This is a genomic window from Mesorhizobium sp. M0276 (assembly GCF_040321755.1).
GTDB lineage: Bacteria > Pseudomonadota > Alphaproteobacteria > Rhizobiales > Rhizobiaceae > Mesorhizobium.
Genome location: NZ_JAMYSC010000031.1, coordinates 1 through 20912, shown reverse-complemented (window position 1 = coordinate 20912; position 20912 = coordinate 1). Strand labels below are relative to the sequence as shown.

Here is a 20912-nt window from a genome sequence, read left to right as displayed (position 1 = left end):
CCGTTCCTGACCCGTTCAATGCGCGAAAACCTGCTCCAACGAGCGGAAGCCCTTGAATTCCAGCGCATTGCCCGAGGGGTCGCGGATGAACAGCGTCGCCTGTTCGCCGGGTTCGCCCTTGAAGCGGACCATCGGCCGTTCCAGCCAGTCGATGTCGTCGCACGCCTCCAGCCGCGTCGCCAGGCGCTGCCAGTCTTCCATCAGCAGCACAGCGCCGAAATGCGGGATAGGCACGGTGATGCCGTCGACCTTGCCGTCACTGGGGGCTTGTGCTGCCTGCGGCCGCAGATGCGCCGACATCTGGTGGCCGAACAGGTCGAAGTCCACCCAGGTCGCCGACGAGCGGCCGATCGCGCAGCCCAGCACCTCGCCATAGAAAACGCGGGTTTCATCGAGATCACGGACCGGGAAGGCTAGATGGAAAGGCGTCATCGAAAATGCTCCGAACAGGGCTGCCGACTGGTTATGCGTCGCGGGGTTCGCGGTTTGAACCCTCAACCCTGCATTTTGATTGAAGCCTATGCCATTGCACAAGCTGGACCGGAACAATAGATGGGTGGGCAACGACCGGACGTCGGCCGCACCAGCAGGATTTCAGGCATGACCGATATATCAGACGCAGCAAAATTGACCGACCGCGTCGCGGCTCTGGTCGAGGCTGCCAAAAAGGCCGGCGCCGATGCCGCCGACGCGGTGGCAGTGCGAGGCCGCTCGACCGGTGTGTCGGTGCGTCTCGGTAAGGTCGAGGGCACCGAATCGTCCGAGAGCGAGGATGTCGCGCTGCGCGTCTTTGTCGGCGGCCGGGTGGCGAGTGTCTCGGCGACGGCGGCCTCGGATCCGAAGATGCTCGCCGAGCGTGCCGTCGCGATGGCGAAAGTGTCGCCGCAGGATCCTTACCAGGGGCTCGCCGACCCGGCATTGCTCGCCAAACAGACGCGCGATCTCGACCTGTTCGATGCCACCGAAGTGTCGGCCGACCAGTTGAAGGAAGCAGCCCTTGCGACGGAAGCGGCAGCCCTTGCCGTCAAGGGCGTGACCAATTCGGCCGGCGCCAGCGCCAGTGCGGGCCTGGGCGGGCTGGTTCTGGCCACCTCGCACGGCTTCCTCGGCCACTATGTCGGCTCGCGTTTTTCGCGCTCGGCCAGCGTCATTGCCGGCGAGGGCACCGGCATGGAGCGCGACTACGAATTCTCTTCGCGCCAGCACTTTGCCGATCTGGATACACCCGAGGATATCGGCCGCAAGGCCGGCGAACGCGCGGTGCGTCGGGTCGGGGCGCGCAAGGCGGCGACCGGGCCGGTCGACGTGGTGTTCGATCCGCGCGTCGCGCGCGGCATCGCCGGCCATCTTGGCGGCGCCATCAACGGCGCCTCGGTCGCGCGCAAGACCTCGTTCCTGCGCGACATGATGGGCAAGCAGGTGGCCGCATCCGCCATCACCGTCACCGACGAGCCGCTCAGGCGGCGTGGCCAGGCCTCGCGTCCATTCGACGGCGAAGGCGTCGAGGGGAAAAAGCTGTTGATGGTCGAGAAGGGCGTGCTCAATCACTGGTTCCTGTCGACATCGGCCGCGCGCGAGCTTGGCCTCGTCACCAACGGGCGCGGCGCGCGCAGCGGCTCTTCCGTCTCGCCATCCTCCACCAATCTCGCCATTGAGCCCGGCGAGCGCTCGCCGGAAGAGCTGATCAAATCGCTCAAGACCGGGTTCTATGTCACCGAGGTGTTTGGCCAGGGCGTCGACATGGTCACCGGCGAATACAGCCGTGGCGCCTCGGGCTTCTGGATCGAGAATGGTGAACTGGCCTATCCGGTCGCCGAGGTCACCATCGCCTCGAACCTGAAGACCATGTTCCTCAACATGGTGCCGGCAAGCGATCTTGACCGCAATTTCGGCACCGCCGCCCCAACGCTCCTGATCGAAGGGATGACCCTTGCCGGAGCATGACCTGACCACTGCCGGCGCCACCGAGGATTTGGAGCTGCTGCGCGATGCCGCCCGCGAGGCTGGTGTCATCGCCATGCGCTACTTCGGCAACAGCCCACAAGTCTGGATGAAGGGCGGCACATCGCCGGTCAGCGAGGCCGATCACGCCGCCGACGCCTTTCTGCACAAAACGCTGCTGGCGGCGCGGCCGGATTATGGCTGGCTGTCTGAAGAAACAGTCGACGATCCGGTTCGGCTTTCGGCACGCCGCACCTTCGTCGTTGATCCGATCGACGGCACGCGCGGGTTCCTGGAGGGCCAGCGCACCTGGTGCGTCAGCGTTGCCGTCGTCGAGCATGGCCGCTCGTTGGCCGGCGTACTGGAATGTCCGGCGATGGAGGAGACCTATTGGGCGCTGCCCGGTCAGGGCGCCTTCCGCAACGGCAAGCGGATTGCGGTGCGCAAGCTGGCGGACACGGCCGAGATTTCCGGGCTCAAGCAGTTGACCGACCTGATGCCTGCCGAATGGCAGGCGCGGATGAAGCGCGCGCCTTACAGTCCTTCGCTCGCCTATCGACTGGCCATGATCGCCAATGGCGCGCTGGATGCCACTTTCGTCAAGCCGAACGCGCATGACTGGGACATTGCGGCCGCCGATCTCATCCTGCGCGAGGCCGGCGGCCAGTTGCTCGACCAGCATGGCCGCGCGCCGCTCTATGCCGGCGAGGTGACCCGTCACGGCGCGCTCGCCGCCGGCAGTGGCGAACTGCTGGCCGTGCTCGCCGGCGTCATCGCCGCGCTGGATGCGTGAAAGCGCTTTCCTGAGCGAGATGAATTCATCAGGCTCTAAGGTTCCAAAGTCGGCGACTTTGGTCTAGACCTGTCACAAACTCACGATATGTGAAGGACCGACATGGCCGCGGAAGACGGAAAGAAACAGCTTTTGCATCTGGTGTTCGGTGGCGAACTGAAGAAGCTTGGCGGCACCGAATTCCGCGATCTCGACGGGCTCGACATCGTCGGCATCTATCCGGACTATCAATCCGCGCACACGGCGTGGAAAGCCAAGGCGCAAGCCAGCGTGGACAATGCCCACATGCGTTATTTCGTCGTTCACCTGCATCGGCTGCTGGACCCCGACAACAAGGCTGCCGGTTGACTTCGATGGAGCATGATCTGGCGAAAGGGCCAGCGGGAGAGGCCTCGCCCACGGGCAGGGGACGCAGCCGCACGACCAAGGCCTTCTGGCGCAAGATTCGCCAACCGCTGGCGGAATCGCGGTTCGTCAAGAACGCCATCGCCAGCCTGTTCGCTCAGTTCGTCCGGTTCGTGCGCCTCACCAATCGCGTCGTCGAAGGGTCGGCGCAGTTTTCGGGCGGTGACTATACCGAGTTCGAGCCCGGCATCATCGCCCTGTGGCACGGCCAGCACCTGCTGACGCCAGCCTACTACCCCAAGCGCAAGCCATTGGTCGCCATGGTTTCGCGCAGCGCCGATGCCGAGCTCAACGCGTTGATGCTGGAGAAATTCGGCATCGAGGCTGTGCGCGGTTCAGGTGGACGTGAAAATGCCAGGCATCTCGACAAGGGCGGGGCAAGAGCCCTTATCGCCCTGAAAAAGTCGCTCGCCAGCGGCAAGAACGTCGCCATGATCGCAGACATTCCGCACGGTACACCGCGCGACGCAGGGCTTGGCATCGTTCTCCTGGCGCGCCTCTCGGGCCGGCCGCTTGTGCCAGTCGCCATCACCACCAGCCGCCGCAAGGTGCTGGAGAAGAGCTGGGACAGGACCACCATCAACCTGCCATTCGGCCGCTCGTCGATCGTCATCGGCCCACCGATCTTCGTGGCGGCTGGCGCCGACGACGCCGAAATGGAGCGCAAGCGCCAGGAAGTGACAGTCGCGCTCAATGCCGCGACCGCTGAGGCCTACCGTCTTGTGGACGCCACGTGATGAGCGGTCGCTGGGCGCGAGCCATGCTGTCGGCGTACCGCTTCGCGGGTGCGGCCGCCTATCCGCTGGTCGGGCCTTATGTCGCCTGGCGCACCTCGCGCGGCAAGGAAGACCGCTATCGCCGGCGCGAGCGCTATGGCGTCGCCGGCCGCCCGCGGCCCCAGGGTCCGGTGATCTGGATCCATGCTGCAAGCGTGGGTGAGACAATAGCCGTCGTGCCGCTGGTCGAAAGCATTCTCGACTACGGCGTCAACATCGTGCTGACGACCGGCACGGTCACTTCGGCGCAGGTCGCCGACGAGCGGCTCGGTGATCGCATCATCCACCAATATGTGCCGCTCGACCTCAAGCCGGCGGTCAGCCGGTTCCTCGATCACTGGCAGCCGGATCTGGCGATCATCGCCGAATCCGAGATCTGGCCGATGACCATCCTCGAGCTTGGCGCGCGCCGCGTGCCGCAGGTGCTGGTCAATGGCAGGCTGTCCGATCGTTCGTTCAGGTCGTGGAAGAAACGGGCAAACATCGCCGAGGCGTTGTTCGAGAATCTGGCTCATGTGGTGGCGCAGTCGGATGTCGATGGCGAGCGCTTCCTCGCGCTCGGCGCCAGGCCGGTCACCGTGTCGGGCAACCTCAAGGTCGATACTTCGCCGCCGCCGGTCGACGAACGGGTGCTGGCGACGCTGCGGCGGCAGATCGGCGCGCGTCCGACCTGGGCGGCGATCTCGACCCATGACGGCGAGGAGGTGGTCGCGGCGGAAGTCCACGCGACACTGCACAGGCGTCACCCTGGTCTTCTGACGATCGTCGTCCCACGTCATCCCGATCGCGCCGAGGCGCTTGCGACGCAGATTTCCGGCATGGGCCTTAAGGTCGCGCGGCGCAGCAAGGGCGACAGGATCACTGCCGACACCGATATATTGCTCGGCGATACGATCGGCGAGATGGGGCTTTATCTCAGGCTGACGGAAATCGCGTTCGTCGGCCGCTCGCTGACCTCGGAGGGTGGCCAGAATCCGCTGGAGCCGGCGATGCTCGACACCGCGGTTCTCGCCGGCCGCAATGTGCAGAATTTTCGCGAGGCCTACCAGCGTCTGCTCGACAGCGGCGGCGCCAAGCTGGTGCGCGATCGCGACATGCTGGCCGGCGCCGTCAATTTCCTCCTGACCAACGAAGTGGCGCGCCACGAAATGATGGCGGCGGGCGTTGCGACCGTCGATGAGATGCGCGGTGCGCTGGCGCGCACGCTGAAATCCCTTGAGCCTTACATCCAGCCGCTGGTCATCAAATCGCGCCTGAAGGGCGCTAACGGGCGCTAACGTGGCTTCCGAAGCACCACCATTCTGGTGGGAAGAGCCGGACTGGCGGGTCCTGGCACTGTCGCCGCTGTCGGCCATCTATGCGCTTGCCGCCGGCCGGGGCATGCGGCGGGCCAAGCGTGAGAAAATCGAGGCACCGGTTCTGTGCGTCGGCAATTTCACTGTTGGCGGTACCGGCAAGACACCGGTGGCCATCGCGCTCGCCCAACAGGCCAAACGCATGCATCTGAAACCCGGCTTCCTGTCGCGCGGCCATGGCGGCTCCTTCGCCGAGCCGCATGTCGTCGATGTCAATCACGACAGCGCCAGGCATGTCGGCGACGAGCCGCTGCTCTTGGCCGAACACGCGCCAGTGGCGGTGACGCCGAACCGCGCCGCCGGCGCCCGGCTGCTGCTGGAAAAGCATGGCTGCGATTTCTTGATCATGGACGATGGCTTCCAGAGCGCGCGCATCCATATCGACTACGCGCTGGTCGTCGTCGACGCGCGCTACGGGATTGGCAATGGCCGTGTCATTCCGGGCGGTCCGCTCCGGGCCAAAATCGTCGACCAACTGGTCTTCACCAGCGGGCTGTTGAAGATGGGCGAGGGCACCGCCGCTGACGCCGTGGTACGCCAGGCGGCGCGCGCCGGCCGGGCGATCTTCGAAGCCCATACCGAACCAACCGGCAAGGCAGGGCTTGCCGGAAAGCGGCTCCTGGCCTTCGCCGGCATCGGCCACCCCGAGAAATTCTTCGACACGGTGCGCAATGCCGGCGGCGAGCTGGCGTTGACTCGGCCGTTTCCGGACCATCATTTCTATGGCGAGGATGAACTTGCCGAACTGGCGGCGACCGCACGCGCCGAGGGGCTTGGCCTCATCACCACCGCCAAAGACGCCGCGCGGCTGCGGCACGGCGCCTCACAGGACTTTCTCGACCGGCTCGAAGTGCTGGAGATCGACACCGTTTTCGAACTCGATCACGTGCCCGCGCGCATCATCGATGAAACGCTCGATGCCTGGCGCCAGCGTAAGATGAGGGGCTAACCGCGCTTTCGAAGCTCCGGATGCACCTCGATTTCGCGGCGCAGGGATGCAGTTGCGCTGACATAGGGCTCTTGCCTGGCGACGCTCCAGTATTTCAACTCATCGAGCGGAATGCTTTCGCCGGTCACCGCGCAGCGCACGAATGCGCCGGGGCTGGTAACCTGGAAATCGCCATCGAGATAGCGGATGCGGGCTTCCTTGCTGCCGCCGGGGCCTTCGAAACGGTTCATGATGCAGGGACGCCGAGGTTCATGGGGATTTCATCGCCATAAATTTCCGGCGAGGTCAAGCATGTGACAAGCCTGAGACAATGCTGAGCCCCTAATGTTGGAAAGAAAAACGCTGTTGACAGGGCGCTATGGATATTTCCTCTGCTCGTCTTGCCGCCTTGCTTCGGGAAGCAATAACGCCGCAGGCCGTGCCGTCGGCGAGGGCCAATCCGGTAAAAGCCGCCCTCGTTAAGGCGCTTGTGGCGCCGCCGGCGCCATCCGGCGCGCCCGTGCGTCCGGCAGCGACACCGTCACTGCCTATGCTGATATTGCCGGCAACAACGGCGAGAGCCCAGCAGACAGCATCGGCGGAGATGTTGCAGGCCTACCTGGCGCTCGCGGAGCCGGACGGCGAAACGACCGGGGTTGCCGCAGCGACTGCGGCGAGGACATCGGCCGACGGCGACAGACGACGTGGCCTGGCGCCGCCGCCGGCAAGGATCGATGAGGAAGCCGCCGCAAAGCCCACGGCACTGCCATGGCTTGCGCTCCTCTCACCTGAGGTTCCGGCCCTGCGCCGCGCGACGGTGGCCAAGGCGGTTGCAGGACGAGGGCGGGCGGCTTCTCGGTCGAACGACGTGGCGCAACCCGAAAGCAGGCAGATGAGCGTCGGGCTAACGTCGTTGGCTGCCGGGCTGTTGGTCGCGGCGATCGTCGGGTTCGTCCTTCTGGTGCTACGCTAACCCTCAGCATCGATGAAGGCTTCCATCTTTTCCGGCGGCAGTCCTGCCTGCACCGCGATACGGCGCGCCAGTTCCGCCGCGGCGGCCCGTGGCCGTCCCATCGGCCGGTCGAGCCAGTAGGATACCGGATTGAGGGCGGTGCGCTCGTCGACGGGAGTGATGCGGCCCGACTCCAACTGATGCCCGGTCAGCGGCGGACGCGCCAGCGCGATGCCGAGCCCATAGGCGGCGGCGTCGAGCACCAGATTGTAGTCCTCGAAGCGACGGTCCTGCGGGCGCGGGCGGTAGTCCATGCCTTGCGCGGCGAACCAGGCGCGCCAGGCCGACGCATCGGAATCGTTGATCAGCGGAAACTTGAGCAGCCGGGCAGGGTCGCCGCGACCGATCTCGCGGGCTAGCTCGGGCGAGGCGATGGGGAAGACATGTTCCTCGAAGAGCTGCACCGAGACGCGGCCTGGAATGCCGCCGCGGCCGCAGCGGATCGAGAGGTCAATGCCTTCGTCGGCAAGGTCGGCCTGACGTATATCGACATCCAGCACGATGCGCAGCTTGGAGGGATCGTTCTCCAGCGCTGCCATGCGCGGCATCAGCCACAGCCCGCTGACCGAGGGGGTCGAGGTCAGACGCACCACGGCGGTGCCGCGCGGTTCGACCCAGCGGTCGGAATGGCTGGAAATCAGCGCGAAAGCTTCGGCTGTGCGCAGATGCAGCCGGTTGCCCTCGATGGTCAGCGAAACGCCGCGCGCGCCACGATCGAAGACTTTCAGTCCCAGCCAGTCTTCGAGCTTGGCGATCTGCCTGCTGACGGCGCCGTGGGTGATGTTGAGCTTTTCGGCCGCCGCCGAAAAGCTCCCTGTTCGCGCCGCCGCGTCGAAGGCGCGCAGCGTTTCGAGCGGCACCATTGTGTCTGAGCTGTGATCCATAGTCACAGGTGATCCTCGATTTGGTCGTTTGTCAACCGGCCCGAAAAGGCGTTTTCTGCCTTTCAGGACCGAAGAACACGAGGACGGTGAGATGGGTGCAATCACGGGCACGTTGAATTCGACACAGCGGGTGGACACCACGGCAGCCATTGCGGTGGCGCTGACGGTGGTTGGCTGGGCGTCAGCCTTTCCGGCGATCCGTGCCGGTCTTGCCGCCTTCGGGCCGCTGGAACTCGGCGCCCTGCGCTTTTCCATCGCCGCGGTGCCGGCGGCGATCTTCCTCGCGGTCAAGCGGCCGGCGCTGCCCAGGCTCGACGAAGTGTGGCGCCTCGTCTTCGGCGGCGCCATCTTCGTCGCACTCTACACCGTCATGCTCAATTTCGGCGAACTGACCGTTTCGGCAGGTGCCGCTGGCTTCATCATCAATGTCAGCCCGATCTTCACCGCCATCATGGCGATGGCGTTGCTTGGCGAGCGCTTCTCGGGCATGGCCTGGTTCGGCACGATGATTTCCTTCGCCGGCATTGGCATCATCGCCACGGCAGACGGGCAGGGACTGCATTTCAACGCCGGTGCCCTGCTGGTACTTGGCTCGGCCTTATGCTCGGCCGTCAACACCATCGTCCAGAAGCCGCTGTTTGCCCGCCATCATCCGTTGACCATTTCGGCTTCGAACATGGTGCTCGGCGCACTCTGCCTGTCGCCCTTCCTGCCGTCAGCCTTTTCGCAGGCGGCGCTTGCTGACACCGCAGGCCTTGGCGCTGTGATCTTTCTCGGCATCGTCCCCAGCCTGATCGCCTATGCCGCCTGGGCGACCGCACTGTCGCGTCTGCCCGCGGCACGCGCCTCGAACTTCCTTTACCTGGTTTCGCCCATGTCTGCTCTGATCGGCTTCTTCTGGCTGGGCGAAGTGCCGACGCTGCTCGGCATCCTGGGCGGCGCGCTGGCGCTTGGCGGCGTCATCGTGGTGAATTTGAAGAGATGAATGCTGGAGTTGTCCGACTCCAAAGAAATGCTGAAGCCCGACCCTCCGACGTCTACCTGATCGGCCAGTGTCCCTTGCGCTCCGATAAATCCCGGAACGAACCCCGGCTAGACGCGTTTTGCCGGTGTTTATTCGACGGAGGCCCGAATGGTGGGTGCAACGACGCACCGGCGCATGCAACTGGATGATCTATCCATTTTCTACCGCGAGGCAGGGCCACCCGAAGCACCTGTCTTGCTCTTGCCGCACGGCTATCCCTGTTCCTCATACCAATTCCGCCAATTGATGCCCGCGCTCGCCGACCGCTGGCGGACGATTGCATTCGACTGGCCGGGCTTCGGGTACAGCGGCACACCCGATCTGACCGCCTTCGGCTATGATTTTGACGCCTATGCCGACGTGCTTGCCAAACTTGTTGATGCATTCGGTCTCAAGCGCTACGCCTTGTGGCTGCATGATTATGGCTCGCAGATAGGACTCCGGCACGCGATCTCGCATCCGGATCGGGTCACCGCGCTCATCATCCAGAACGGTGATATCTACGAGGACGTCCTCGGTCCCAAATACGCCGTGATCAAAGCTTGGTGGGCCGACAAGACGCCCGACAAGCACCGCCCACTCGAGGCGGCGGTGAGCGAGGACGGGTTTCGCGCCGAGTTCATCGGCGAAGTGGCGGACGACGTCGCCATGCGCGTGCCGCCCGATCTGTGGAAACTTCACTGGCCATTGATGGACACACCCGTCCGTCGACAGGTCGCCGTCGATTTAATGGAGAAACTGGAGGCCAACCTTGCCTGGTTCCCGCGATATCAAGCCTATCTGCGCGCCTATCATCCGCCGACGCTGATCGTCTGGGGGCCAGAGGACGGCTATATGCCGGCAGCGTCCGCCCGGGCCTATCATCGCGATCTGCCCGATGCGGAACTGTATTTGATCGATCGCGCGGCCACTGGCTGCTGGAGACACATTTCGACGATGCCCTGCCACTGATTCGCGAGTTTTTGGCACGTGTCCACGCCTGATCGTCGCTCAAGGTTGGGGTTCGCAGTGCCCGTGCCCGTCTGTGCGAAGGAGTTTATCATGCCGACTAAGCCGACAATCGCGCGCATTTGGCGCGGTCGCACACGCCGCGAGGTTGCCGACGCCTATGAGTCATACATTCGCGCCGAGGGTATTCCACCCCTCGAGAAGACCGCGCTCGGCGTCCAATTGTTGCGCGAGGACCGCGGCGAGGAGACGTGGTTCACGACCATCTCCTATTGGGCCGATATGCAAGCGATGACCGCCTTCACCAAAGGCGAACCGACCAAAGTCCACCATTTGGACCGCGATGCCGAGTTCCTGATAGAATTGCCCAAGCGGATCGATGTCCATCGGATACTCGTCGATAGGCAGGGACTGCGCTGACGGCCACGTGGTCATTCGCAACCTCACCTTTCTTCGCGGTGATGTCGCTGATGTGGGGGCTGACCTGGACGGCGATCAAGTTCGGTCTCAATGACTTACCCCCCACTTCTGTTGGCGGCGATGCGCTACCTGCTGGCTGCTGCGATGCTGGCGATTGCCGTGCGTGAAGCCGGCGCCGCATTCGGGGCGAGCGCGGCGAACGGTTGTCTCGGCATTGCAGGTGAACACTGGCACCTACGGTCTGCTCTTTCGCCGACCAAACGCTCCTCCTGCATCGTCTTTCCCAGAACTGAACTAACGCCGCCCAAACAGCCTCTCGATATCCGCAAGCTTGAGTTCGATATAGGTCGGTCGCCCGTGGTTGCAGGTGCCGGAACCCGGCGTCGCCTCCATCTGGCGCAGCAGCGCGTTCATCTCCTCGGCCTTGAGCAGGCGGCCGGAGCGGACCGAGCCGTGGCAGGCCATGGTCGCAGCAATCTTGTCCAGCCGCTCTTTCAGCGTCTCGACCGTGTCGTTGTCGGCGATCTCGTCGGCAAGATCGCGCACCAATTGCTGGACGTTGGTTTCACCGAGCATCGACGGCGTCTCGCGCACTGCGACGGCGCCCGGGCCGAAGCGCTCGATGCCGAGGCCGAAGCGGGCCAGCGTCTCCGAATGCATCGCCAGCCGTTCGGCATCCTCTTCCGGCAGGTCGATGATTTCAGGCAGAAGCAGCATCTGCGAGGGCACGGGGCGCGAATGCAGCGCATTTTTCAGCGCCTCGTAGACCAGCCGCTCATGCGCTGCGTGCTGGTCGACGATGACGAGCGAATCCCTGGTCTGCGCGACGATGTAGTTCTCATGCACCTGGGCGCGCGCCGCACCCAGCACCGCGCCAAGCAATGTCTCGGCGGCTTCGCCCTGTCCGGCGCGCGCATCGGCGCTGGCAAGCGGACCGGCATCGAACGCAGCCTGATCATTTTCGCGCAAACCGCGATGCTCAAAGCCAGCCCCTTCGAAACCCATGTCGAGCGGCCGCTGCGGCGAACGGGCCGCATCGAAGCTGGACGTACCTGACGCGCGGTAGGCCGCGTCGTAGCTGCGGTGGCCGTTCGCCGGGCCACCGTAGGATGCGGCACCGGGTCGGAAGGCCGCCATCATACCGGCAGCGCCCGTGGTCGCGGCACGAATGCCGGAATCGGCGAGTGCTTGCCGGATTGCTCCGACGATAAGCCCACGCACCAGGCCAGGGTCGCGGAAGCGCACATCGGCCTTCGCCGGATGGACATTGACGTCGACGATGGCCGGATCGAGCGTCAGGAACAGCACCGTCACCGCATGGCGGTCGCGCGGCAGGACGTCGGCGAAGGCACCACGAATGGCGCCGGCGATCAGCTTGTCGCGCACCGGGCGGCCGTTGACATAGGCATATTGTTGCAGCGCGTTGGCGCGGGTGAAGGACGGGATCGACACGTGACCGGTCAGATGCACGCCTTCGCGCATCGCATTGAGGGCAATCGAATTGTCAGGAAAGTCGGCACCCATCACCTGGGCGATGCGGCGCAGGCTGCCTTCCGCGCTGTCGTCCGTCGCCGGGAGTTCCAGCGTCGAGCGGTCGGAACCGGCCAGCGTGAAGCGCACGGCGGGGAAGGCGATGGCTATGCGCTTGACCACGTCGCTGGTCGCCGAGCTTTCGGCACGCTCGCCCTTCATGAATTTCAGTCGGGCCGGCGTTGCGAAGAACAGGTCGCGCACCTCCACCGTGGTGCCACGATTGGCCGCCGCCGGTCGGACGGGCAAGACGCGGCCACCCTCGATGCCGATCTCGGCGGCACTGTCGCCGGCGGCCGTGCGCGAACGGATCGACAGCCGCGACACCGAGCCGATCGACGGCAGCGCTTCGCCGCGGAAGCCGAGTGATCGGATATCGTTGATATCCTCGGTGAGCTTGGAGGTGCAGTGGCGGGCAATCGCCAGCGCCAGCTCCGGTTCTGGAATGCCGGAGCCGTCGTCGGTGACGCGGACCAGGTTCAGCCCGCCGCCGGCCGTGACGATCTCGACCCTCCCGGCACCGGCATCGAGCGCATTCTCGACCAGTTCCTTGACCACGCTTGCCGGACGCTCGATGACTTCGCCGGCGGCGATCTGGTTGATCATCGTTTCGGAAAGCTGGCGGATGGGCATGCCGTCACTATAGGCGGATTCGACGCCGATGAGGAAGCATTCGATGTAGGCGGAATAGCGGTGATGCTGTCCCGCCGACTTCCAAGGAACTGGGAGGCACTGTCCCTCACGCCTGCGCGGCCAGCCAATCCCGCACCTTGCGGGCGTTGTCGCTGAGCTCGCGATTCTTCGGCCAGACGACATAGAACGCCTTGCCGGTCCTCAGCACATGATCCGTCACCGGCACCAGCAGGCCTGATGCCAGCAGCCGCTCGGCAAGATGCCGCCAGCCGAGGGCAATGCCTTGCCCTTCCATGACGCCCTGGATCACCAGGCCATAGTCGTTTATGCGCAGGCCGCGCGCGGTGTCGCTTAGGCTGGCGCCGGCCGACAGGAACCATTCGTCCCAACTGGCCGCCTCGCGGTACGGCTCTTCCAGATGGATGAGACGGTGCGTGGCCAGTTCCGCCACCGATTTGGGCAGGCCGAACTTCGCCGCGTAGCTGGTGCCGGCAACGGGAAATATCTCCTCATCGGCCAGCGGCAGCGAATGATAGTCCGGCCAATCCCGCGGCTCGCCGCCGCGCACGCCGAGAGGGATGCCTTCGGCGATGATGTCAAGATCGCGGTCGGCGGTCTGAATGCGCAGGTCGATGCCCGGCAGTTCGTCTCGGAACTGCTGCAGGCGCGGCATCATCCAGAAGGAACCGAAGGCCGTAGACGCGGCCAGCGTCACATGGCCGCCGGTTGCCTGCAGGCGCAGATCCTCCGCCGATTTGCGGATATGCGAGAGGCCGAGCGAGACATCGGCGTGGAAGCGCTCCCCGGCCTCGGTGAGGACGACCTGACGATGGCGGCGCTGGAACAGCTTGGCGCCGAGCTGTTCTTCCAGTCCGCGCACCGCATAGGAGACGGCAGCCTGCGTCATGCCGAGTTCGCGCCCGGCGGCGGTGAAGCTCGACAGACGCCCGGCCGCCTCGAAGACGATCAGGCTGCCCGCGGAGGGCAGGAGGTGGCGCAGGCTTCGCATAAGCTCAGCTTATACAAGCGATCAGGATTTTCCAGCGTCACATCACCATTTTGTCCCGTTAGGCTGGTCTCAATGAGTGGAATGGAGTTGCCATGAACGCACCGGCCCCTGAAGTGACCGAACACGCCAACCGTCGAAGTGGCGGCCGCTTGGGGCGCAAGGCGCTGCGCGGAGCGCCGGTAATGTCGTTTCCGACGCTGGTCCGCAAGATCCCCGTCTATCAGATGGTTCCCGATGAGGCGGTGGAACTGATCCATGAGGAGTCGCTCTCGATCCTCGAAGAGGTGGGATGCGAGTTCCGCGACGACGAGGCGATTGCGATCTGGAAGGCGGCCGGGGCAGACGTTTCGGAGACGCGTGTCCGCATCGACCGCGCGTTGCTAATGGAGTTCGTGTCGAAGGTCCCGTCGGAATTCACGCTCAATGCGCGAAATCCGCAGCGCTCGGTGCGCGTGGGCGGCAACAACTCCATCTTCGTGCCGATGTACGGCGCGCCTTATGTGCGCGACCTCGACAACAACAGGCGCTACGGCACGCTCGCCGACCTCAACAATTTCCACAAGCTCGCCTACATGGCGCCGGCGCTGCATTCATCGAGCTCCATCATCTGCGAGCCGATGGAGATTGCGGTGCCGAAGCGTCACCTCCACATAATCCATTCAGCGCTGAAGCACTCCGACAAGCCGTTCATGGGCATCGTCACGTCCAAGGATCGGGCGGAAGACACGATGGCGATGGCGGGCATCGTGTTCGGCGAGGATTATGTCCGCGACAACCCGGTCCTGGTGTCAATCACCAACTGCAATTCGCCGCTTGTGTGGGACGCCACCATGCTGGACGCGATGAAGGTCTATGCGCGGAGCAACCAGCCGCTGATCCTCGCGCCCTTCGCACTGTGCGGCGCCTCGACCTCGGCCTCCGCCGTGGGCGCGGTGGCGCAGGTCAATGCGGAAGGCTGGCGGGCGTCGCGTTCACGCAACTGCTGCGCCCGGGGTCGCCGCAGGTCTACGGACAGTTCATGGTGACGGTGGACATGAAGACCGGCGCTCCCATGGGCGGCACGCCGGAGGCGGCCCAAATGATGTATCTGATGGGGGCGCTGGCGCGGAAATACCGGCTGCCGTGGCGCACGTCTGGCTTCCATGTCGGGTCGAAGCTGAACGATGCGCAGGCCGGTTACGAGGCGAACATGCTGATGCATGCCGCCATCCTTTCAGGCGCCAATTACATCTGGCACTCCGCCGGATGGCTCGAGGCCGGCCTGACTTGCGGCTATTCGAAATTCGCGACCGACTGCGAACAGCTTGTCGGCTGGTACAAATACGCCGGCGGGCTGCCGTTCGACGATTTCAAGGAAGCGATGGCGGCGATCCGCGAAGTGGGGCCGCAGGGCCATTTCCTGGGCACCCAGCATACGCTCGAACATTTCGAGTCCGCCTTCTTCATGCCCACCATCATGGACTTCAACTCGTTCGAACAGTGGAAGGCCGAAGGGGCGAAGGACCACGACACGCGCGGCCGCGAAAAGGCACGCAACATGCTGGCGGATTATGAGGAGCCGAAGCTCGACGAAGGCATCGCCGACGGCCTGACAGACTTTATCGCGCGGCGCGAGGAGAAGCTGCCGGACAGCGTCAGCTGACGCAGCGAACCAAGACCAAGGGAATCAGACGGGAGGAAACAATGACCTTATTCAGAAGCAATGGCGATCAGGTGCCGAGCGCCATCGAAGCAATGGCCGCCGAAGCACGCGCGGGTCGTGTCGATCGGCGCGAATTCCTGGCGCTGGCAAGCGCCTTCGGCGCGTCAACGGCGCTTGCCTATGGCATGATCGGCCTAGCCGTGCCCGACAGGGCGGTGGCGCAGGAGGCGAAGAAAGGCGGAACGCTGCGCGTTTCCATGTCGGTGAAGGGGCAGAAGGATCCGCGCACTTACGACTGGGTGGAACTGGCCAACATTTCGCGCTGCTGGCTGGAGCCGCTTGTCCGCTACACCAGGCAATTCACATTCGAACCGGTTCTGCTCGAAAGCTGGGACATCAACGACGATGCCACAGAATACGTGCTGCACGTGCGCAAGGGCATCACCTGGAACAACGGCGATGCTTTCAACGCCGATGACGTCGCCTACAATCTGACTCGCTGGTGCGAGAAAGGCGTCGCCGGCAATTCGATGGCCGCCCGCGTCGGCGCGCTGATCGACGCAAAGTCTGGCAAGGCCAAGGATGGCGCGATCACCAAGCTCGACGACAACACGGTCAAGCTGAAACTCGCCGAACCCGACATTTCGCTGATCCCGAACTTCACCGACTATCCGGCGCTCTTGGTTCATCGCAATTTCGATGCCGACGGTGCCGATCCGATCAAGAAGCCGATCGGCACGGGGCCGTTCGAACTGGTCTCATACGATGTCGGCCAGAAGGCGGTCGTCAAGCGCCGTGAGAATGGCAAATGGTGGGGTGGGGAAGCGCCGCTCGACAGTGTCGAATTCATCGACTACGGCACCGACTTCAACGCTTCGGTCAATGCTTTCGACTCCGGCGAGATCGACCTCAATTTCGAGACGCCCGCGGACTTCATCGACATACTCGACAAGATGGGTCTGGTGAAATCCGAAGTCGCGACGGCGACGACGCTCGTAGCCCGCACCAACATCACCCACAAGCCCTATGACGACCAGCGGGTGCGCAATGCGCTGCAGATGGCCGTCGACAACAACGCGGTTCTCGAACTCGGCTATGCCGGACGAGGCACCCCCGGCGAAAACCATCACGTCGCCCCGATCCACCCGGAATATTACCCGCTGCCCAAGAAGACACGTGACGCCGCCGGCGCCAAGAAGCTGATGGCGGAAGCCGGGCAGGCCGATTTCGAGCATGAACTGATCACCGTCGAGGACGATTGGCAGAAGAATACGGGCGACGCGATCGCCGGCCAGCTGCGCGATGCCGGGATCAAGGTCAAGCGCACGGTGCTGCCCGGTTCGACCTTCTGGAACGACTGGACGAAATATCCCTATTCGATGACGATCTGGTACATGCGCCCGCTCGGCGTCCAGGTGCTGGCGCTCGGCTATCGCACCGGCGAGGCCTGGAATGAAACGGCATATTCGAATCCCGATTTCGATGCCAAGCTCAAGCAGGCTCTCTCGCTCATCGACGTGGCGAAGCGCCGCGAAGTGATGAAGGACGTCGAACAGATCCTGCAGGATTCGGGCGTCATCGTTCAGCCGTTCTGGCAGAAGCTCTACAGCCACATGAACAAGAAGGTGAAGAACTACGGCGTCCACCAGACCTTCGAGATGGACCTGCAGAACGTCTGGCTGGATGGTTGAAACAAGCGTTGCGGGGCTTCATGAGCCGAAAAAAAGCCGATATGCAGGATGCGTGGTATTGATAGGCTCAAGCCATCAAAAGCCGGAGATTCTGCATGAGACTGACAGTGCTCGTTGCCGCCCTTTCGATAGCCGTGCCGGCGGCCGCCGTCGCCGGACCGGCGTCCAACGCCGTGAAGTTCTTCTATGTTCCGGCGGTCAAGTTCGAGGCCGACGAACAATACCGGGATCGGTTCACCGAGCCGGTGACGAAACTGTTCGACCTGAACGACCAGGCAACGAAAAAGAACCCGGACGAGGTCGCCTGCATCGATTTCGATCCTGGCCTGGACGCCCAGGATTTCGATCAGAAGACCGTCTCGAAAACGCTGAAACTGTCTGAGAAGCTGGATGGCGACAATGCAGAGGTTACAGCGTCCTTCAGCCTTTTCTCCGAAGGCGATGATTCCAAACGCGAAATGGTCTGGTCGCTCAAGAAGATCGAAGGCAAATGGAAGATATCGGACATTGCCTCGAAGACCAACGACTGGAAGCTCAGCGCGCTGGAATGCATGGCCGGCCAGACAGCGGAGTGATGCGATGGCCCATCGCCCGTTCCTGGCACTCTCGACCATGTGCCTGCTGGCGGTGAGTCTGAGCGGTGCCGCCGCCCAAGGTTTGTTGGGTGCGCCGCCGGCAAACACCCCGGCTGACACCGCGCCGGGCGACAGCGGGGCGCCGCCGGCAAATGCGCCCGGCGGAGCCGTGGAGCCGGCAACACCCCCGGTCGGATGGTCGCCAGCCGAGGCAGCGCCGGCAGCGCCTGTCCAGGCGGGATCCCCGACCGCTGTGGTGCGGCCGTTTTACGATCAGGCTGGGCTGGAGATCGATCCGGCGCAGCGCAACCATTTCATCGATCCGGCAAAAACCGTGCTCGACAAGAGCGACGCCTTGCGCAAATCCGGGCAGGGCGAATGCCTCGACCCCAACATGGCGCTCGACAACGCTGATTACGACAAGGCCGAGATCGCCAAGAGCCTGAAGACGCTCGAGGCGATCAGTGGCGACCAGGCCAAGGTCATCGTCGCCTTCGTCATCGCTGGCAACCCGCACCGGCTGGAGTGGAAGTTCAAGAAGGTCGACGGCGACTGGAAGATCACGGATCTGTTGTCGGTGACCGGTGAATGGGCACTCAGCCAATATCAGTGCGAATGATGAGCGAGCTAGCCGCGCCCGCGATAGGGCGCGACGCCGGTGTCAGGCAGCCAGGCGCCTTCAGGCGGCGCGCCGGTCTGCCAGAACACGTCGATCGGAATGCCGCCGCGCGGATACCAGTAGCCGCCTATGCGCAACCACAAGGGCTTGGTTGCCGCCACAATACGGCGGCCGATCACGACGGTGCAGTCTTCATGGAAGGCGCCATGGTTGCGAAACGAGGTCATGAACAGCTTGAGCGACTTGGATTCCACCAGCAGCGCATCGGGCGCATAGTCGATGACGATATGGGCGAAATCCGGCTGGCCGGTGACCGGGCACAGCGAGGTGAATTCCGGGCAGGTGAAGCGCACGATCGCCGGCGGCCCATCGCCGCGCGCAAACGGCACGGTCTCCAGGACCGCCGCTTCGGGGCTCTGTGGCGTCTCGACGTGGGCGCCGAGTTGGGTGAGGGTTTTGGTGTCGATCATGAGCGGGATCCTTATCGCATGCCGGGAAATGTGGGGACGACATGCTCGAAAACGAAATTTGCCGCTCATTAGCACAATTTGAAACTCCAGGAAGACGATGAACAGCAGCGATCCGCTTCTCCAGCCCTATCAGCTCAAACATCTGACGCTGAAGAACCGGGTCATGTCGACCAGCCATGAGCCGGCCTATTCCGAGGACGGCATGCCGAAAGAGCGCTATCGGCTCTACCATGCCGAAAAGGCCAAGGGCGGCATGGCGCTGACGATGACCGCCGGCTCGGCGATCGTATCGCGCGACAGTCCGGCCGCCTTCGGCAACCTGCATGTCTATGAAGACAGGATCGTGCCGTGGCTGGCCGAACTCGCTGACGCCTGTCACGAGCACGACTGCAAGGTGATGATCCAGATCACCCATCTCGGCCGCCGCACCGGCTGGAACAAGGCCGATTGGCTGCCGGTGCTCTCGGCTTCGCCCGTGCGCGAACCGGCGCATCGCGCTTTCCCGAAGACCATCGAGGACTGGGACATCGAGCGCATCGTCGCCGACTATGCGTCAGCGGCCCAGCGCTGCCACGCCGCCGGCCTCGACGGCATCGAGTTCGAGGCCTACGGCCATCTGATGGACGGTTTCTGGTCGCCGGCCACCAACCATCGCGACGACGAGTTTGGCGGTTCGCTCGACAATCGCCTGCGGTTCACCAACATGGTGCTCGATGCCGTCCGTGCGGCGGTCGGCGATAAATTCGTCGTCGGCATCCGCATGGTCGCCGATGAAGATTTCGAAAAAGGCCTATCGAAGGCGGAAGGCATAGAGATTGCAAAACGGCTGGCCGGCTGCGGCAAGGTCGATTTCCTCAACATCATCCGCGGCTCGATCGAGAGTGACGCGGCACTCACCAAGGTTATCCCGGTGACTGGCATGCGGTCGTCGCCGCATCTCGATTTCGCCGGCGAGGTGAGGGCGGCGACGAAATTCCCGACCTTCCATGCGGCACGCATTTCCGATGTCGCCACCGCGCGGCACGCCATCGCCACCGGCAAGCTCGACATGGTGGGCATGACCCGCGCCCATATCGCCGATCCGCACATTGTCAAAAAAGTGATGGAGGGCAGGGAGCACGAGATCCGCCCTTGTGTCGGCGCCACCTATTGTCTGGATCGCATCTACGAAGGCGGTGAAGCCCTGTGCGTCCACAATGCGGCGACCGGCCGCGAGGCCGACATCCCGCACATCATCGTCAAGACTGAAGGACCTAAGCATAAAGTCGTCGTCGTCGGCGCCGGCGCCGGCGGGTTGGAACTGGCGCGAGTCGCGGCGGAGAGAGGCCATCAAGTCTCGATCCTGGAAGCATCGTCACAGGCCGGCGGCCAGGTTCGGCTGGCGACGCAGAACCCGCGGCGTAAGGAATTGATCGGCATCATCGACTGGCGATTGGCCGAACTCGACCGGCTCGGCGTCGAGATCCGTTACGACACCTGGGCCGAGAAAGACGACGTTCTGGCGCTGTCGCCCGATATTGTGGTGGTTGCCACCGGCGGGCTGCCGCAGAACCCGCCGCTGACGGCTGGTGACAACCTGGTCACCTCGAGTTGGGACATCATGGCCGGCAGCGTCAAGGCGGCCGAAAATGTGCTGCTCTATGACGACAATGGCGGCCATCAGGGCATGGGCGCTGCCGAACTGATCGCCAATGCCGGCTCGAAACTCGAGCTTGTTTCGCCGGAGCGGTTCTTTGCGCCGGAAATGGGTGGCATGAACCATGTGCCATACATGCGCGCATTCCAGGAAAAGGGGGTCACCATCACCATCAACACCCGGCTGCGCTCGGTGAGGCGCGAGGGCAACCTGTTGGTCGCCGAACTGGCCTCGGATTTCGCCGATGGCTGGCGCGGCGAGCGCAGGGTCGACCAGGTGGTGGTCGAGCACGGCACACTGCCGCTCGACGATCTCTATCTCTCGCTGAAGCCGCTGTCGAAGAACGGCGGCGCGATCGACTATGAGCGGCTGGTGAGTGGTGGCGACATTTTTCCCGAGCGCAATCCAGAAGCGCACTTCGTGCTGTTTCGGATCGGCGACGCGGTCGCCTCGCGCAACATCCATGCCGCCATCTATGACGGCATCAGGTTCGGCTTGCGGATTTGAAATTCGTTATCGCGAGAATCGGTGGCGGGGGGGGGGGGGGGGGGGGGGGGGGGGGGGGGGGCGGGGGGCAGGGGCTGGCGCGCGCCCCCCGCCGGGGGACGCGCGGGCCGGGCC

At 64.0% G+C, this 20912-nt stretch carries 19 protein-coding genes and 2 pseudogenes; 15 read left to right on the top strand and 6 right to left on the bottom strand.

The features are described from left to right. Positions 1-15: 15 nt before the first annotated feature. On the bottom strand, positions 16-432 hold the full coding sequence (locus tag NKJ01_RS23030) for a VOC family protein (protein ID WP_352731215.1): 417 nt from the start codon (positions 430-432) through the stop codon (positions 16-18). Positions 433-600: 168 nt separating this feature from the next. Between NKJ01_RS23030 and NKJ01_RS23025 the strand changes: the two genes are divergently transcribed. The 6 genes from NKJ01_RS23025 (at position 601) to lpxK (ending at position 6219) form a co-directional block, all read left to right on the top strand. After that, a complete protein-coding gene (locus tag NKJ01_RS23025) occupies positions 601-1944 on the top strand; it encodes a TldD/PmbA family protein (protein WP_352731213.1) in 1344 nt (447 codons plus the stop codon). Continuing rightward, positions 1931-2734, top strand: coding sequence for a 3'(2'),5'-bisphosphate nucleotidase CysQ (locus NKJ01_RS23020; RefSeq protein ID WP_352731210.1), 804 nt, complete (start codon positions 1931-1933; stop codon positions 2732-2734). The genes NKJ01_RS23025 and NKJ01_RS23020 overlap by 14 nt, the downstream gene beginning before the upstream one ends. 102 nt (positions 2735-2836) lie before the next feature. Next, positions 2837-3082, top strand: a complete 246-nt coding sequence (locus tag NKJ01_RS23015) for a DUF4170 domain-containing protein (protein ID WP_013532345.1) — start codon at positions 2837-2839, stop codon at positions 3080-3082. A 5-nt stretch (positions 3083-3087) separates the two neighbouring features. Further along, entirely contained in the window at positions 3088-3876 is a 789-nt protein-coding gene (locus NKJ01_RS23010) for a lysophospholipid acyltransferase family protein (protein ID WP_352731207.1), read from the top strand. After that, the gene (waaA, locus tag NKJ01_RS23005; protein WP_352731204.1) at positions 3876-5192 is read left to right on the top strand and encodes a lipid IV(A) 3-deoxy-D-manno-octulosonic acid transferase; all 1317 of its coding nucleotides are present in this window, start codon (positions 3876-3878) and stop codon (positions 5190-5192) included. Before NKJ01_RS23010 ends, waaA begins: the two co-directional genes overlap by 1 nt. 1 nt (position 5193) lies before the next feature. Next, positions 5194-6219, top strand: coding sequence for a tetraacyldisaccharide 4'-kinase (gene lpxK / locus NKJ01_RS23000; protein WP_023762116.1), 1026 nt, complete (start codon positions 5194-5196; stop codon positions 6217-6219). On the opposite strand, the gene NKJ01_RS22995 is transcribed toward lpxK, so the two are convergent. Further along, entirely contained in the window at positions 6216-6452 is a 237-nt protein-coding gene (locus NKJ01_RS22995) for a DUF2093 domain-containing protein (RefSeq protein ID WP_031261032.1), read from the bottom strand. The genes lpxK and NKJ01_RS22995 overlap by 4 nt on opposite strands. Before the next feature lie 125 nt (positions 6453-6577). Between NKJ01_RS22995 and NKJ01_RS22990 the strand changes: the two genes are divergently transcribed. Continuing rightward, positions 6578-7171: a hypothetical protein gene (locus NKJ01_RS22990; protein WP_031261033.1), complete on the top strand. Its 594-nt coding sequence runs from the start codon at positions 6578-6580 to the stop codon at positions 7169-7171. Here NKJ01_RS22990 and NKJ01_RS22985 read toward each other — a convergent pair. Then, on the bottom strand, positions 7168-8094 hold the full coding sequence (locus NKJ01_RS22985; RefSeq protein ID WP_352731200.1) for a LysR family transcriptional regulator: 927 nt from the start codon (positions 8092-8094) through the stop codon (positions 7168-7170). The two genes, NKJ01_RS22990 and NKJ01_RS22985, sit on opposite strands and share 4 nt — an antisense overlap. A gap of 91 nt (positions 8095-8185) precedes the next feature. Here NKJ01_RS22985 and NKJ01_RS22980 point away from each other — a divergent pair, with 91 nt between their 5' ends. From NKJ01_RS22980 to NKJ01_RS22970, 3 genes and pseudogenes are all read left to right on the top strand, one after another. Further along, positions 8186-9079 (top strand): DMT family transporter, encoded by an 894-nt coding sequence (locus NKJ01_RS22980; protein WP_023762120.1) that lies wholly within the window; start codon positions 8186-8188, stop codon positions 9077-9079. 147 nt (positions 9080-9226) lie between these two features. After that, positions 9227-10101, top strand: a pseudogene (locus NKJ01_RS22975) (alpha/beta fold hydrolase). A gap of 58 nt (positions 10102-10159) precedes the next feature. Next, positions 10160-10486 (top strand): antibiotic biosynthesis monooxygenase family protein, encoded by a 327-nt coding sequence (locus NKJ01_RS22970; RefSeq protein WP_023762123.1) that lies wholly within the window; start codon positions 10160-10162, stop codon positions 10484-10486. Between the two features lie 294 nt (positions 10487-10780). On the opposite strand, the gene mutL is transcribed toward NKJ01_RS22970, so the two are convergent. Both mutL and NKJ01_RS22960 read right to left on the bottom strand, forming a co-directional pair. Continuing rightward, positions 10781-12649, bottom strand: coding sequence for a DNA mismatch repair endonuclease MutL (gene mutL / locus NKJ01_RS22965; protein ID WP_352731196.1), 1869 nt, complete (start codon positions 12647-12649; stop codon positions 10781-10783). A 106-nt stretch (positions 12650-12755) separates the two neighbouring features. Then, positions 12756-13658 carry a LysR substrate-binding domain-containing protein gene (locus NKJ01_RS22960; RefSeq protein WP_352598882.1) on the bottom strand — a complete coding sequence of 301 codons (903 nt, stop codon included), beginning with the start codon at positions 13656-13658 and terminating at the stop codon, positions 12756-12758. Positions 13659-13750: 92 nt separating this feature from the next. On the opposite strand from NKJ01_RS22960, the pseudogene NKJ01_RS22955 reads away from it, so the two are divergent. The 4 genes and pseudogenes from NKJ01_RS22955 (at position 13751) to NKJ01_RS22940 (ending at position 18185) form a co-directional block, all read left to right on the top strand. Next, positions 13751-15300 (top strand): annotated as a pseudogene (locus tag NKJ01_RS22955) (trimethylamine methyltransferase family protein). Positions 15301-15341: 41 nt separating this feature from the next. After that, positions 15342-16991, top strand: a complete 1650-nt coding sequence (locus tag NKJ01_RS22950) for an ABC transporter substrate-binding protein (RefSeq protein ID WP_352731193.1) — start codon at positions 15342-15344, stop codon at positions 16989-16991. Positions 16992-17086: 95 nt separating this feature from the next. Continuing rightward, a complete protein-coding gene (locus NKJ01_RS22945) occupies positions 17087-17566 on the top strand; it encodes a DUF3828 domain-containing protein (protein WP_352731190.1) in 480 nt (159 codons plus the stop codon). 4 nt (positions 17567-17570) lie between these two features. Then, the gene (locus NKJ01_RS22940) at positions 17571-18185 is read left to right on the top strand and encodes a YqhG/Tai3 family protein (RefSeq protein ID WP_352731187.1); all 615 of its coding nucleotides are present in this window, start codon (positions 17571-17573) and stop codon (positions 18183-18185) included. An 8-nt stretch (positions 18186-18193) separates the two neighbouring features. On the opposite strand, the gene queF is transcribed toward NKJ01_RS22940, so the two are convergent. Next, positions 18194-18655, bottom strand: coding sequence for a preQ(1) synthase (gene queF, locus NKJ01_RS22935; RefSeq protein ID WP_352731184.1), 462 nt, complete (start codon positions 18653-18655; stop codon positions 18194-18196). Positions 18656-18752: 97 nt separating this feature from the next. Between queF and NKJ01_RS22930 the strand changes: the two genes are divergently transcribed. Next, complete coding sequence (locus NKJ01_RS22930) at positions 18753-20798, top strand: oxidoreductase (protein ID WP_352731181.1); 2046 nt, start codon at positions 18753-18755, stop codon at positions 20796-20798. Positions 20799-20912: the final 114 nt, after the last annotated feature.

Excerpts from the sequence above, each read along its gene's own strand:
- NKJ01_RS23030 (WP_352731215.1), bottom strand. The coding sequence starts at position 432 with ATGACGCCTTTCCATCTAGCCTTCCCGGTCCGTGATCTCGATGAAACC.
- NKJ01_RS23025 (WP_352731213.1), top strand. The coding sequence starts at position 601 with ATGACCGATATATCAGACGCAGCAAAATTGACCGACCGCGTCGCGGCT.
- NKJ01_RS23015 (WP_013532345.1), top strand. The coding sequence starts at position 2,837 with ATGGCCGCGGAAGACGGAAAGAAACAGCTTTTGCATCTGGTGTTCGGT.
- NKJ01_RS23010 (WP_352731207.1), top strand. The coding sequence starts at position 3,088 with ATGGAGCATGATCTGGCGAAAGGGCCAGCGGGAGAGGCCTCGCCCACG.
- waaA (WP_352731204.1), top strand. The coding sequence starts at position 3,876 with ATGAGCGGTCGCTGGGCGCGAGCCATGCTGTCGGCGTACCGCTTCGCG.
- NKJ01_RS22990 (WP_031261033.1), top strand. The coding sequence starts at position 6,578 with ATGGATATTTCCTCTGCTCGTCTTGCCGCCTTGCTTCGGGAAGCAATA.
- NKJ01_RS22985 (WP_352731200.1), bottom strand. The coding sequence starts at position 8,094 with ATGGATCACAGCTCAGACACAATGGTGCCGCTCGAAACGCTGCGCGCC.
- NKJ01_RS22980 (WP_023762120.1), top strand. The coding sequence starts at position 8,186 with ATGGGTGCAATCACGGGCACGTTGAATTCGACACAGCGGGTGGACACC.
- NKJ01_RS22970 (WP_023762123.1), top strand. The coding sequence starts at position 10,160 with ATGCCGACTAAGCCGACAATCGCGCGCATTTGGCGCGGTCGCACACGC.
- mutL (WP_352731196.1), bottom strand. The coding sequence starts at position 12,649 with ATGCCCATCCGCCAGCTTTCCGAAACGATGATCAACCAGATCGCCGCC.
- NKJ01_RS22960 (WP_352598882.1), bottom strand. The coding sequence starts at position 13,658 with ATGCGAAGCCTGCGCCACCTCCTGCCCTCCGCGGGCAGCCTGATCGTC.
- NKJ01_RS22950 (WP_352731193.1), top strand. The coding sequence starts at position 15,342 with ATGACCTTATTCAGAAGCAATGGCGATCAGGTGCCGAGCGCCATCGAA.
- NKJ01_RS22945 (WP_352731190.1), top strand. The coding sequence starts at position 17,087 with ATGAGACTGACAGTGCTCGTTGCCGCCCTTTCGATAGCCGTGCCGGCG.
- NKJ01_RS22940 (WP_352731187.1), top strand. The coding sequence starts at position 17,571 with ATGGCCCATCGCCCGTTCCTGGCACTCTCGACCATGTGCCTGCTGGCG.
- queF (WP_352731184.1), bottom strand. The coding sequence starts at position 18,655 with ATGATCGACACCAAAACCCTCACCCAACTCGGCGCCCACGTCGAGACG.
- NKJ01_RS22930 (WP_352731181.1), top strand. The coding sequence starts at position 18,753 with ATGAACAGCAGCGATCCGCTTCTCCAGCCCTATCAGCTCAAACATCTG.